This is a genomic window from Aminobacter anthyllidis, assembly GCF_018555685.1.
GTDB lineage: Bacteria > Pseudomonadota > Alphaproteobacteria > Rhizobiales > Rhizobiaceae > Aminobacter > Aminobacter anthyllidis.
Map to the genome: position 1 here is coordinate 319,460 of NZ_JAFLWW010000003.1, position 12,195 is coordinate 331,654.

Sequence of the window (12,195 nt, forward strand, 5' to 3'; positions counted from 1 at the left end):
CACGGTCATGGACACCGCGCCGCTCATCGTCTTCGACAAGGTCTGGAAGACCTATGGCCAGGGTGAGGCCGAGGTGCGGGCGCTCGCCGGCATCGATCTTGCGATCGGCCAGGGCGAGTTCGTCGCCATCATGGGTCCGTCGGGTTCGGGCAAGTCGACGGCAATGAACATTGTCGGTTGCCTCGATACGCCGACGTCTGGCCGATACGGCTTCATGGGCACCGACGCCGGCCGGCTCGACCGCAACCGTCGCGCGGTCCTGCGCAATCTCTACATCGGCTTCGTTTTCCAGGGCTACAACCTGCTGCCGCGCACCACGGCGGCGGAGAATGTCGAGCTGCCGCTGATTTATCGCGGCGTCGCCGCCCATGAAAGGCGCGCGCTTGCCATGAAGGCGCTCGCCGAAGTCGGCCTCGAAGGCCGCGAGCACCACACGCCGGCCGAACTGTCCGGCGGCCAGCAGCAGCGCGTGGCGATCGCACGCGCCATCGTCACCCGCCCCACCCTTCTTGTCGCCGACGAACCGACCGGTAATCTCGATACCGCCCGCAGCCACGAAATCATGCAATTGCTGACCAGCCTCAATCAGGATGCTGGCCTCACCATCGTCATGGTCACCCACGAAGCCGACATCGCCGCCTATGCCGGCCGCACCATCGCCTTCCGCGACGGCCACATCGCTTCCGACACCAAGAAGCGCGAGGCGGCATAGCGATGATCTGGGAAACCGTCCGCCTCGCCCTTCGATCGGTCCGCCGCAACGCGCTGCGCTCGTTCCTGACGCTTCTCGGCATCGTCATCGGCGTTGCCGCCGTCATCGCCATGCTGACGATCGGCAGCGGCACCACCGAGAAGGTCAAGGCCGACATTTCGCAGCTCGGCAGCAACCTGCTGATTGTCCGCGCCGGCCGCCCCGCCGCGCCCGGCTCGGGCCCGCAGCAGACCATCCGCCAGTTCGGCGACAAGGAGGTCGCGGCCCTGACCGCCCATCTCGAAGGCGTGCGCGCTGTTTCGCCGGCCTCGCAGAAGCAGGTGCGCGTGGTCTTTGGCACCGAGAGCCTGACCTCGTCCATCACCGGCACCGACAACGCCTATCTCGATGCCCGCGACTGGAAGGTCGCTTCAGGAAGGTCGTTCAGCGAGTCCGAGGTGCGCGGCGGCGTCAATGTCTGCCTGATCGGCGAAACCGTGCGCCAGCAGTTCTTTGGCTCAGGCGACCCCGACGGTGCCGCGATCCGCATCGGCCGCGTCAGCTGCAAGGTCATCGGCCTGCTTGAGCCAAAGGGTTATTCCGGCTTCGGCCAGGACCAGGACAATGTCGTGCTGATGCCGCTTCAGGCGTTCCAGCGCCGCATCGCCGGCAACCGCGACATCGACAACATCTATGTCGCCGCCGACGATGCCACGCCCACGCAGGTCGTCCAGACACGCATCGAAGACATCATGCGCGACGTCAGGCGCGTCACCGCCGACCGCGAGGACGATTTTGCGGTCCGCGACATGACCCAGATCGCCGACGCCATGGCCAGCGCCACGGCCACCATGACCGGCATGTTGGGTGCGGTCGCCGGCGTCAGCCTGCTCGTCGGCGGCATCGGCATCATGAACATCATGCTGGTGTCGGTTACCGAGCGCACGCGCGAGATCGGCATTCGCCTTGCCATCGGCGCGCATGAAAAGCACATCCTGATCCAGTTCCTGGTCGAGGCGACGGTGCTGTCGCTGCTCGGCGGGTTGATCGGTATCGCCATCGGCCTGGCGTTGGCGGGAGCCGCCTCGCTCGCGCTATCGATCCCGTTCGCGCCAAGCCTCGCCGTGGTGCTGCTTGCCGTCGGCTTTTCGGCGCTGATCGGCATGGTGTTCGGCTTCTTCCCCGCCCTGCGCGGCGCGCGCCTCGACCCGATCGAAGCGCTCAGGCACGAATAGCCTATTTCTTCAGCAGCGTGTTTGCCGTGCCTTCCTCGACCTGGTCGATGACCAGCAGCTTGACCGGCTCGGCACCGACATTGGCGCCCTGGTGCCACGCGCCGATCATCTCGACGATGAAGTCGCCCTTCTTGTAGCTGGTGCTCTTGCCGGTTTCGGCGTTGGTCACCTGCAGCTGGCCTTCGAGCACATAGGCGTAGCGCGCCGACGGGTGCATATGCACCGGCAGCGACGCCCCGGGCGGAATCTCGAAGGAAGAAACCAGCACCTGCACGTTCTTCTGCGGCAGTGTGATCGGCTGTCCGTTCGCGGTCACCGTCGTCGACGCCAGCGGCGTCACCACAACCTTGGCGGCAGGCGTGCTGTCGAGGGCACCGGCAGCGCTGCTCTGGAACAGGGCCAGTGCTATGGCACCGGACAGAATACTCGCACGTCTAAGAAACATGGCCATCGAATCCCCCCGAGATGCCGCAAGAAACTACGGCAACTTGTGACGCAGCGGCATCGGGCAAGCAAGGACTTCCAGCAATACTTCCCGGGCGCCAGACAGCGACCTCAGCCTTTGGAAAAATGCCATTCCACCAGCGGGCGCATATGCGGCATCAGGTTATCGGGCAGATCGCCCATGCCGCGAATGATCACCGGCCCTTCGATCTCCGGGTCCGGATCGCCCGCCACGAAGCGCTCGATGCGAGCCGCCACCTCGTCGGCAGTCTCGGCCAGATGGTAGCAGCGCACGATCGCCGTGCCGGTGTCCCCCGACAACGCATAACAGCGCTCTTCGCCGCGGGCCTCGCCAAGCTCGAGCCCGGTCTCCTCGCGCACCTCGCGCGCCATGTTGTAGTCGAGGTCGACGAGCCCATCGCGAAAGTCTTCCGGCTCGAATGAGCCGGCGGCGAAGTAGACCTTGCCGGCATTGACCGTATGCGCGCCCATGCGGATCGCCACCAGCGCGTTGTCGCTGGAGATCAGCATGGCATGCGCGAAGGAATGTTCGGCGCTGCTGATGGGCTTCAACTTGCGCCAGAGCATGAAGGTCGAGAAGCGGACGGCGTGGCAGTGTCCGGTCAGCCGGTTCTCGGCATAGGCAAGCTCCGACAGCAGCACCACCGTGCCGTCGAACATCGCCGGCTTCAGTGCCTTCTCAGCTGCCCAGTTGGCGGCGATCGCCTCGGCATTGTCGCGCTCGAACGGATGCGGCTCGGGGTCGAGGCGCACGTCGACGACGTCGACCGGCAGGATCTGGTTGCGCGGAATGTCGAATGCCAATGAAATCTCTCAGGTGATGCCAAGCGTCACGGCCACCGGGCAGTGATCGGAGGCCTTCGGCCTGTCCCAGCCAGCGCGCGGATAACGTTCTACTTCTTGCCCGGGCGGGAAGATGGTGCGCCAGGGCTGGCCGCGACGCACGATGTCAGGCACCGCCTGCGCATTTGTCCGCGCCAGTGCCGGCGACAACAGGATGTAGTCGAGCTGGCACAAGTGCCGCTCCAGCGGCCCGCGTGTGTGATAAAGCGTCCAGCGCTCCATCTCGGGGCTTCTTTCGACGATGTTTTCGGCAAAGCCGTCGCCCAGGAAGACATCGAGACAAGAGGCGGTCTCGTTGACGACTGTGAAATTGTAGCCCTGGTAGGCGTCGCCGCCGATCACCAGCCGCTGGCGATAGTCGTTCATGTCGCCGCAGATGACCCAGCGCTTCTCGCCGGTATGGTCCTTGCCGAAGCGGTCCTCGATGATCCGCCTGACAGCCTTGGCCTCGGCGACGCGGACCGGCATCGTCGCGTCGCGTCCGTTCAGCCCGTTGCGCGGCGAGCCCATCGACTTGAAGTGCACCGAATAGATGGTCAACGGCTTGCCGCCGATCTTGACGTCGATCTCCAGGCAGTCGCGCCGGAAAATACGTTCGAACGGCTCCTGGCCGAGGCCGGCGAGTTCGGGCGTGTGCAGCCCGAATTGCTCGAAGGTGACATGCGCGTGGCTGGTCATGCGCAGGAACTCGATCGGCTCGCCGTGCGAAGTTTCCGCCCGCATCATCACCGCGACGTCGATGCCGCGCGAATCATTGCCGGAGGTCGTATATTTGTGCTGGTAGCCCTGCCCCACCATCTTGAACAGATAGCCGTATTCGAAGGCTTTCAGCGCCTCGATGTTGTCGACCTCCTGCAGGCAGATGATGTCGGCGCGGGTCTCGGCGATCGCCAGTGCCGTCAGCTGGCGCATGTCGTCGGCATGCGCGATCGCGCGCGCCTGCTCGAGCAACCGGTACTCGGCCTCGCTGTGGATCTCGAACAGAGCGAGCGTTCGATCCTCGTTGAGCTGATTGCGGTAGCCGGAATAATCGAACCTGTTCATCAGGTTCTCGACATTGAAGGTGGCAAGGCGCAGCGACATGTCGCGAGCATTGCCTTCATGTCGGGTCAAACACAAGAGCCCAAACACAAGTCCGCAGGGAAGCGCGTGCGTTCATTCTCCGTTCAGGCTGAAAGGCGGAATATGCCCTATCTCCATCGAAATTTGGGGGCATGGAGCCTTTGGGATTCGGACATCAGGAGACGATCATGAACCTCTCATCCCTTGCACGTTCCGGGCTCGTCGCGCTCGGTCTTGTCACCGGCCTGCCGCTGGCTGCATCGGCTTCGCCAGCCGGCATCGGCCAGATGCCGTCGCATGTTCCACAGGCAGCGCAGAACGTCATTCCCGCCCAGAGCCATTTCTGCCCTCCGGGCAGCCGTTGCTCCGTTCGCCGCGACGGCTGGCGGGGGGACGGTTGGCGCCATAACAACTGGCGTGGCGACCGCTGGCGTGACGACTGGCGCTGGCGCCATCGCCCGCACCGGCGCCATTTCAGGAGCGGCATCTATCTGAATTTCGGCATTCCGGCCTACCGCTACTACGAGCCGCGCTACTACCAGCCGCGCTATGTCCAGCCGCGCCGCATCTATCGCGGCGGCGGGTCGGCGCACGTCCAGTGGTGCTACGACCGCTATCGCTCGTACCGGGCCTGGGACAACACCTTCCAGCCCTACAACGGTCCGCGCCGGCAGTGCTGGTCGCCCTATAGCTGAGACGGATCGAAAATAACGGAAACGGCGTCGCGCGAGCGGCGCCGTTTTTCTGTCAAATGTGATGAACAGCTAAACAACGGCTTTCCGCTGCAACAAGCTGTTGTTTACACATGATGTGTAGAACGAAGAATACCGGGAGGATTTTCTATTCTGGGTTGAGAACTTATGACGGTCGACAACGCCGAGATCGCCGAAAACGAACTGCGCCGCGAGCGTCGTAACCGCGTCCTCAAGGGCGCGGCGATCCTGACTGGGATCACCAATTCGGAGATCCGTTGCACCATTCGCAACATGCATCTGAACGGCGCTGAGATCAAAATCCCGCTCGAAAGCCGCGTTCCCGATCAATTCCTGCTCTATGTGCCTGTCGATGGCATCGCCTATCGATGCATCGTGCGCTGGCGCAAGACCGACCGCATCGGCGTCCAGTTCGAAGGCACCGAGCCCAAGCCGCACTGGCATTACGGCTGACCAGCCACCTCCATTTTCAGTCACGAAGAAGGCCGGCGGATTGCTCCGCCGGCCTTCTTGATTCTGACGCTTAGTGCCAATTTCCCCTGCCGAACCAAGCCGGTCGGCAGGGCAGAATGGAGGCGGAGCCTTAGTTCTTGGTCTTGTCGACCAGCTGGTCCCTGGCGATCTCCCGCGCGCCCGCAGGGCAAAGCCCGAGGACGCGCAAAAGAAGAACTGTGGATCGCTCTTAGTTCTTGGTCTTGTCGACCAGCTGGTTCTTGGCGATCCACGGCATCATCGCGCGCAGCTTGGCGCCGACTTCTTCGATCTGGTGGGCGTCGTTCATGCGGCGGATGCCCTTGAAGCGCGCAGCTCCCGAACGATACTCCTGCATCCAGTCGGAGGTGAACTTGCCGGTCTGGATGTCCTTCAGCACGCGCTTCATCTCGGCCTTGGTCTCGGCGGTGATGATGCGCGGACCCGAGACGTATTCGCCCCACTCGGCGGTGTTCGAGATCGAGTAGTTCATGTTGGCGATGCCGCCTTCATAGATCAGGTCGACGATCAGCTTCACCTCGTGCAGGCATTCGAAATAGGCCATCTCAGGGGCATAGCCGCCTTCGACCAGCGTCTCGAAGCCGGCGCGGATCAGCTCGACCAGACCGCCGCAGAGAACGACCTGCTCGCCGAACAGATCGGTTTCGCACTCTTCCTTGAAGTTGGTCTCGATGATGCCCGAGCGGCCGCCGCCGACGCCGCATGCATAGGACAGGCCGAGGTCGAGCGCGTTGCCCGAAGCGTCCTGGTGAACGGCGACCAGGCACGGCACGCCGCCGCCCTTCTGGTACTCGCCGCGCACGGTGTGGCCCGGGCCCTTCGGCGCGACCATCAGCACGTCGACGGTTGCCTTCGGCTCGATCAGGCCGAAATGCACGTTGAGACCGTGCGCAAACGCGATCGCTGCGCCGTCGCGGATGTGCGGAGCGATCTCGTCGCGATAGATGTCGGCCTGCAGTTCGTCCGGCGTCGCCATCATCATCAGGTCGGCCCACTTGGCGGCTTCGGCCACGGTCATGACCTTGAGGCCGTCGGCCTCGACCTTCTTGGCGGTCGCCGAGCCGGCCTTGAGGCCGATCACCAGTTCCTTGGCGCCCGAATCCTTGAGGTTCAGCGCATGCGCGCGGCCCTGGCTGCCGTAGCCGATGATGGCGACCTTCTTGCCCTTGATCAGGTTGAGATCGGCATCACGATCGTAATAGACACGCATTGGTGGGTTCCTTCCCGGTTTGTGATTCAGAGGGCCTTGGGCCCGGTTTTCGCTCCATGAAGAGCAAGAAACTGCTGCGTTGCGCGCACGGCATCGCCGTCGATCCCCGCCTCAGTCAATTCCAGCCGGTCGCCGAGCAGCAGACGGATCTGCACGTCCCGGGCAACCAGCCCGAAAAAGGTCCGGAACGCCGTTTCGGCGTCGTCGAATTCGAGTAGTCCCGCCTCGCGGCCGGCTTCCAGCACCGGCTTCAGCCGCCGTCCCAGCGCGAAGCGGCCGCGCTCGAGCACAATGGCGCCGAGATCGCGCTTGTCGGAACCGGCATGCACCACGCCAACCCGGTTGAGCGCGATCGAGGTGTCGCTCGAAATCACCCGCAGCCAGTCGGATGCAAAGCGTTCGAGGCTGGAGGTCAACGACGCCAGGTTCAGGCCCTTGCGGTCGACCGGCGGCACCCGCACCTTCGATGCCTGCCACTGCACGGTTGCGGTCAAAAGCCCGTCGCGGTCGCCGAACCACTTGTACAGCGTTTCCTTGGAGCAGCTGGCGCGGCGCGCAACGGCCGTCATCGTCAGCCTGTCGCCTTCCTCGACGAGCAGGCGCAGTACGGCGTCGAGCACGTCCTGCTGACGCGCCGTCGGCCCCTCGCCTTCCATCATCTCGGTGGTTGTCTGCAACATCGTTCCCGGCCTGCCACGTCACCGGCTCGCCTCAAATGAGACCGTACCGTACGTTACGGTTCGGCTTATGCCGCAAAATTATTGACCTCGCAATGGGTAACTTCGCTGCATCCGACGATTGTCCTCCAGTCGCGCAACTTGGCGCGAATGGACGTGGTGCGTGTCCGTCAAGCTGCCGTGCGCGGACCGACGTGCAGCAGTGCGCTCAGCCTTGTCCGGAACCAGCGAGATCAACTGTCTCCACCAGGAAATCGAGCAGGGCCCTCACCCGCGCCGGCACTGGGCCGCCGCTGCCCAGAAAGACCGCGTGGACATCTTCGAGGTCGCCGGGATTGGCCTCTTCGAGCACCGTGACCAATCTGCCGGCCACAAGATCGTCGCGCACCTGGAACGCTGCCATCCGGGCAAGTCCGAGCCCGGCCAGCGCCAGCGCGCGCAAGGCCTCGCCGTCGCTGGCCTGGGCATTGCCGGTTGGCATGACCTCGACAACGATGCCGTCCTGCAGGAGCGGCCATCCCGGCATGCTGCGGACATAGGACGGCCCGAGCAGATTGTGCCCCTTCAACTCGTCGGCGTTGCGCGGCATTGACCGCGTCGCAAAATGGGCTGGCGCGCCGACGATCGTCATGCGGGTTGCGCCGAGTTTGCGCGCGACGAGGCTGGAGCTCCTCATCGGCCCCGCGCGGATCGCCACGTCGGCGCGTGCATCCAGCAGGTCGACAACTGTGTCGGACAAGGCGACATCCACCGAGATATCGGGGTACCGGGCCAGGAACTGCGGCAGCAGCGGCAGCAGGAAATGCGTGCCGAACGGCACATTGGTATTGACGCGCAGGCGCCCGCGTGGCGCCTCGCCGGCTGCCGCGCATTGCTCCGCTTCCCTGAGGTCGGCGAGGATGACGACGCTGCGCTCATAAAAGGCGCAGCCTTCCGGCGTCAGCTGCAGGCGGCGGGTCGAACGGTTGACCAGCCGCGTGCCGAGCCGGTTCTCCAGCCGCGAAACCAGCTTGCTGACAGCCGAAGGCGACATCGCCAGGGCGCGTGCCGCAGCCGAAAACCCGCCGCTCTCCACGGCCCGGACAAACACTTCCATTTCGCCGAAGCGGTTGACGTCCACGCGCATCATTGTGAATTCACGTCATAAATCCTTCGCCAGCTCGACGCCTACTTCATCCTGCTCGCCGCGTCCATATCAACGGTTCACGGAGATATGGATGATGAAACAGAACACTGCACTGATCGTCGGCGCCCATGGTGTCATCGGCAGCAATCTCGCCAGCCATCTGGCAGCACTCGGCGACTGGAACATTGTCGGGCTATCCAGGCGCGGCGGCCCAAGCCAGGGACAAATCCGCCACATCGCGGTGGATTTGCTTGATTTCAGGGACACCAGGGAAAAACTCGGTGGCCTCAAGGAGGTCACCCACATCTTCTATGCCGCCTACCAGGACCGGCCAAGCTGGGCGGAACTCGTCGAGCCCAATGTCGCCATGCTGCGGAACGTCGTCGACACCGTCGAGCTGATCGCCAGCAACCTGCGCCACATCAGCCTGATGCAGGGCTACAAGGTCTATGGCGCGCATCTCGGGCCGTTCAAGACGCCGGCGCGCGAGACCGACGCCAACCACATGCCGCCGGAATTCAACATCGACCAGCAGGACCTGCTGCAAGATCGGCAGAAAGGCAAGAACTGGAGCTGGTCGGCGCTGCGTCCTTCAGTGGTCATCGGCCAGGCACTGGGCAATCCGATGAACCTCGCCATCGCCATCGCCGTCTATGCCTCGATGTCCAGGGAGCTTGGCCTGCCGCTGCGTTTTCCCGGCAAAGCAGGCGCCTATGACAAGATCATCGAGATGACCGATGCCGGATTGCTGGCGCGGGCGACCGTCTGGGCCGCGACCGACGAACGCTGCGCCAACCAGGCCTTCAACATCACCAATGGCGACCTGTTCCGCTGGAACGAGATGTGGCCGAAGATCGCCGCGAGCTTCGGCCTCGACACGGCACCGCCTTTGCCGATGTCGCTCGACACCATCATGGCCGACAAGCAGCCGCTGTGGGACAAGATGAAAGCCCGGCACGGCCTCGCCGACACGCCCTACGCCGACGTGTCTTCATGGCGTTTCGCCGACTTCGTCTTCGGCTGGGACTATGATTTCTTCGCCGACGGCACCAAGGCGCGCCGCTTCGGCTTTCACGAATTCGTCGACACCGAAGAGATGTTCATGCGCACTTTCCGCGAGCTGCGCCAGCGCCGGATCATTCCCTGATCCAGCTGGCCTGCCTCGGCCAGATCGGAACATCGGGCGCGGGAAACGTGCGTGGAAACACGCTGCCCCGCCCGCAGGATCAGTTCAGCTTGACCAGTGCCACGCGGCGGTTCTTGGCCCTGCCCTCGTCATTGTCGTTGCTGGCGACCGGCGCCATCATGCCGGCACCCGCTGCGGTCAACCGCCCGCCATCGATGCCGAACTGCGAAACGAGAACCGCTTTCACCGCAGTCGCGCGGCGATTGGACAGGTCGATGTTGTAGTCAAACTTGCCCTGGTTGTCGGTGTGCCCCACCACCGCCACCGCAAGCCCCGGATTGTCGCCCAACAGCTTGGCGATCTCCTTCAGCGTCGGCTCCGATTCAGGCTTGATGTCGGCGTTGTCGGTGTCGAAAAAGATGCCGTAGAGCGCAATTCCGCCGCTGGTCGACAATGAGTCCGCCATCTTGGCCGCCTCCACCAGCACCATCTTCTTGTCGCGCGCCTTGGGCTCCAGCACGTGCACGATGGCGATGGTGCGCGCATTCAGCTCCTTGCAGTAGAGGTCGTCGAGCAACTGGAAGGTCTGCACCGTGACATAGGCGTCGCCGCCGTCGCGTGGAACCTTGGCGGTGAAATAGCGCTGGTCGGCCACGCCAGACGACGCCACGCAGGCAGCGTTGGAGAACGCCTCGACGCCGAGGTCGCTGTCGTAGAAGAAGTTCATCATCAGGCTCATGTCGCCGCCGCCGCTTGAAGCCGAGCGCGAGGCGTCGCCGCCGCATTCCTCCTTCTTGCATTCGAACACCACCTCGCCGCCGGCCGCCTGCACCACGTCCTGGTAGTTGCGCAGCACCTCGAGCGGCGAACGCCCGTCCGGCAGCACATAGAACAGGCGGGTGAGCGAACCTTCGACCTCTTCCGCCTTCTCCGGCTTGAACACCCGGTTGTTGTTCTTGTCGCGCTTTTCCGGATCGGGATCAGCCTTCAGCGGCGCCAGCGGCACGCTGAAATCGGTGTAGTCGAGCTTCTGGTGGTAGACGATGAACGAGCCTTCGTAGCGCTTGGCAAGCGCATTGTCGGCGCCACCTTCGATATCGGCGGTGGGAACCGTCGCATCCGCCAGCGCCGGCATGCAGCTGAGCGCAAGCAGGGCCATCGCCGCAACCGCCTTTCGAATTCCACGCAGCATAAGTCCCCGCATCGCACGCTCCTCGGTTGAATGTGACGCAACGTAGCCACAACCGCAGCATGGCTCAAGCAGGGATCCGGGCAGACCTTTCTTCGCCGCGCTCGGTCCAATCGGCCTCCTTGAGGCCGGCCGGCGCGAACGGATCGATCAGAGTTCCCGCAACGATCGCTGCAAGAAGCTGCGGCGCCGGCGGCAGTTTGGCGACCGTCGCGACCAGCCGGTCGCGCAGGAACGGCAGCAGCACCGAATCCGATTGGTAAAACGGCGTGAAGGCCAGCGACAGCGCCTGGAACAGCCTGATGTGCCAGCGCCGCGCGCGGACATAAGCCACAAGCGCCGCATCCACGTCACTCGACTGCCGCAAGGCATGGGCGAGCGCTGCAGCATCGAGCAAGGCCATGTTGGCGCCCTGCCCCAGCTGCGGGCTGGTCGAATGCGCGGCGTCGCCGATGACGGCAAAGCCCCTTGCTGCCGGTTGCGCCAGTGTGTGGTGGCCATAACGGGCCAGCGTCAGCTGCTCGAAATCGTCGATCTGGTCGAGATAAGGCTGGCATTCGGGCCAAAGCCCTGCCACCTGGGCCTTCCAGCCAGCCAGCCCCTCCGCCTGCACGCGCGCTGCATCGGCCGGCTTCAGGCTCCAGAAGAAGGCCGCCATCTTGCGCCCGTCCGCTTCGGCGCGGCCAATCGGCAGCACCCCGATCATCACGCTGGCGCGGCGATAGCGCTGCGTCAGCGCGCGCTCGTCGAATCCGGCCCCACGCCAGTCGAGCGAGGCCCAGAACGCGCCATAGGCAAGCGGCTTTGATTCCGTGGGGAAACCCGCGCTGCGGCGCAGCTTCGAGCGCGCCCCGCTGGCATCGATGACGAGATCGAACGACCCAAGGCTACGTCCCGTGGCATCGACCAGCCGTGCTTGCTCACCAAGCTCGACCACGTCAAGTTGGGCTCCGGTGACGATTTCGATGCCTTCGCGCTGAGCCGCCCGATAGAGCACGCCGAACAGTGCCGCACGATGCACAGCGATACCGAAGCGTCCGCCCGGCCGCGCATCGTAACGCACGTCGAGCACCGTGCGCCCGCTTTCGGCGTCAATGCCGTGCAGCCGGTCGATCCGACTTCCAAGCTTTGAGATTTCGCCTAACAGGCCGAGATCGGCGAGCACCGAAAGTCCGGTTGGCTGCAGGATCAGCCCTGAGCCCAGCGGCTTCGGCTCGGCGAAGCGCTCATAGACGGTGACCCGGTGCCCGTCGCGCTTGAGATACAGCGCCGCTGCCAGCCCGGCCGGTCCGGCACCGGCGATGGCGATATGAAGTTTTCGACCGGTCATCTGCCCATCCATCAGCGACACAGGTTCACGGATGGG

Annotated in this window: 13 protein-coding genes; 5 read left to right on the forward strand and 8 right to left on the reverse strand. The window is 64.2% G+C overall.

The features are described 5' to 3' along the window. Positions 1–7: 7 nt before the first annotated feature. Entirely contained in the window at positions 8–712 is a 705-nt protein-coding gene (locus J1C56_RS11185; protein ID WP_214389013.1) for an ABC transporter ATP-binding protein, read from the forward strand. Positions 713–714: 2 nt separating this feature from the next. Next, positions 715–1,926: an ABC transporter permease gene (locus tag J1C56_RS11190; protein ID WP_214389015.1), complete on the forward strand. Its 1,212-nt coding sequence runs from the start codon at positions 715–717 to the stop codon at positions 1,924–1,926. Position 1,927: 1 nt separating this feature from the next. Here J1C56_RS11190 and J1C56_RS11195 read toward each other — a convergent pair whose 3' ends face one another. The 3 genes from J1C56_RS11195 to J1C56_RS11205 form a co-directional block, all read right to left on the reverse strand. Next, on the reverse strand, positions 1,928–2,371 hold the full coding sequence (locus J1C56_RS11195; RefSeq protein ID WP_214389017.1) for a cupin domain-containing protein: 444 nt from the start codon (positions 2,369–2,371) through the stop codon (positions 1,928–1,930). Positions 2,372–2,481: 110 nt separating this feature from the next. Further along, entirely contained in the window at positions 2,482–3,195 is a 714-nt protein-coding gene (locus J1C56_RS11200; protein WP_214389024.1) for an NUDIX hydrolase, read from the reverse strand. A gap of 9 nt (positions 3,196–3,204) precedes the next feature. Next, the gene (locus J1C56_RS11205; RefSeq protein ID WP_214390231.1) at positions 3,205–4,317 is read right to left on the reverse strand and encodes an endonuclease/exonuclease/phosphatase family protein; all 1,113 of its coding nucleotides are present in this window, start codon (positions 4,315–4,317) and stop codon (positions 3,205–3,207) included. 167 nt (positions 4,318–4,484) lie between these two features. On the opposite strand from J1C56_RS11205, the gene J1C56_RS11210 reads away from it, so the two are divergent. Both J1C56_RS11210 and J1C56_RS11215 read left to right on the forward strand, forming a co-directional pair. Beyond that, positions 4,485–4,991 carry a BA14K family protein gene (locus tag J1C56_RS11210; RefSeq protein WP_214389026.1) on the forward strand — a complete coding sequence of 169 codons (507 nt, stop codon included), beginning with the start codon at positions 4,485–4,487 and terminating at the stop codon, positions 4,989–4,991. Positions 4,992–5,156: 165 nt separating this feature from the next. Next, positions 5,157–5,462, forward strand: a complete 306-nt coding sequence (locus tag J1C56_RS11215; RefSeq protein ID WP_214389034.1) for a PilZ domain-containing protein — start codon at positions 5,157–5,159, stop codon at positions 5,460–5,462. 229 nt (positions 5,463–5,691) lie between these two features. Here the strand turns inward: J1C56_RS11215 and ilvC are convergent, their stop codons facing one another. From ilvC to J1C56_RS11230, 3 genes are all read right to left on the reverse strand, one after another. Beyond that, on the reverse strand, positions 5,692–6,711 hold the full coding sequence (gene ilvC / locus J1C56_RS11220) for a ketol-acid reductoisomerase (protein WP_184767204.1): 1,020 nt from the start codon (positions 6,709–6,711) through the stop codon (positions 5,692–5,694). A 26-nt stretch (positions 6,712–6,737) separates the two neighbouring features. Next, positions 6,738–7,391: a TetR/AcrR family transcriptional regulator gene (locus J1C56_RS11225; protein ID WP_214389036.1), complete on the reverse strand. Its 654-nt coding sequence runs from the start codon at positions 7,389–7,391 to the stop codon at positions 6,738–6,740. A gap of 205 nt (positions 7,392–7,596) precedes the next feature. Further along, entirely contained in the window at positions 7,597–8,517 is a 921-nt protein-coding gene (locus tag J1C56_RS11230) for a LysR family transcriptional regulator (protein ID WP_214389038.1), read from the reverse strand. A gap of 88 nt (positions 8,518–8,605) precedes the next feature. Between J1C56_RS11230 and J1C56_RS11235 the strand changes: the two genes are divergently transcribed. Next, a complete protein-coding gene (locus J1C56_RS11235; RefSeq protein ID WP_214389041.1) occupies positions 8,606–9,661 on the forward strand; it encodes an SDR family oxidoreductase in 1,056 nt (351 codons plus the stop codon). A 79-nt stretch (positions 9,662–9,740) separates the two neighbouring features. On the opposite strand, the gene J1C56_RS11240 is transcribed toward J1C56_RS11235, so the two are convergent. Next, the gene (locus J1C56_RS11240) at positions 9,741–10,844 is read right to left on the reverse strand and encodes an OmpA family protein (RefSeq protein WP_246591312.1); all 1,104 of its coding nucleotides are present in this window, start codon (positions 10,842–10,844) and stop codon (positions 9,741–9,743) included. A 52-nt stretch (positions 10,845–10,896) separates the two neighbouring features. Beyond that, positions 10,897–12,159, reverse strand: a complete 1,263-nt coding sequence (locus J1C56_RS11245) for an FAD-dependent oxidoreductase (protein WP_214389043.1) — start codon at positions 12,157–12,159, stop codon at positions 10,897–10,899. Between the last annotated feature and the right edge of the window lie 36 nt (positions 12,160–12,195).

Excerpts from the sequence above, each read along its gene's own strand:
- ilvC (WP_184767204.1), bottom strand. The coding sequence starts at position 6,711 with ATGCGTGTCTATTACGATCGTGATGCCGATCTCAACCTGATCAAGGGC.
- J1C56_RS11245 (WP_214389043.1), bottom strand. The coding sequence starts at position 12,159 with ATGACCGGTCGAAAACTTCATATCGCCATCGCCGGTGCCGGACCGGCC.
- J1C56_RS11195 (WP_214389017.1), bottom strand. The coding sequence starts at position 2,371 with ATGTTTCTTAGACGTGCGAGTATTCTGTCCGGTGCCATAGCACTGGCC.
- J1C56_RS11230 (WP_214389038.1), bottom strand. The coding sequence starts at position 8,517 with ATGATGCGCGTGGACGTCAACCGCTTCGGCGAAATGGAAGTGTTTGTC.
- J1C56_RS11215 (WP_214389034.1), top strand. The coding sequence starts at position 5,157 with ATGACGGTCGACAACGCCGAGATCGCCGAAAACGAACTGCGCCGCGAG.
- J1C56_RS11235 (WP_214389041.1), top strand. The coding sequence starts at position 8,606 with ATGATGAAACAGAACACTGCACTGATCGTCGGCGCCCATGGTGTCATC.
- J1C56_RS11225 (WP_214389036.1), bottom strand. The coding sequence starts at position 7,391 with ATGTTGCAGACAACCACCGAGATGATGGAAGGCGAGGGGCCGACGGCG.
- J1C56_RS11240 (WP_246591312.1), bottom strand. The coding sequence starts at position 10,844 with ATGCGGGGACTTATGCTGCGTGGAATTCGAAAGGCGGTTGCGGCGATG.
- J1C56_RS11185 (WP_214389013.1), top strand. The coding sequence starts at position 8 with ATGGACACCGCGCCGCTCATCGTCTTCGACAAGGTCTGGAAGACCTAT.
- J1C56_RS11205 (WP_214390231.1), bottom strand. The coding sequence starts at position 4,317 with ATGTCGCTGCGCCTTGCCACCTTCAATGTCGAGAACCTGATGAACAGG.
- J1C56_RS11190 (WP_214389015.1), top strand. The coding sequence starts at position 715 with ATGATCTGGGAAACCGTCCGCCTCGCCCTTCGATCGGTCCGCCGCAAC.
- J1C56_RS11210 (WP_214389026.1), top strand. The coding sequence starts at position 4,485 with ATGAACCTCTCATCCCTTGCACGTTCCGGGCTCGTCGCGCTCGGTCTT.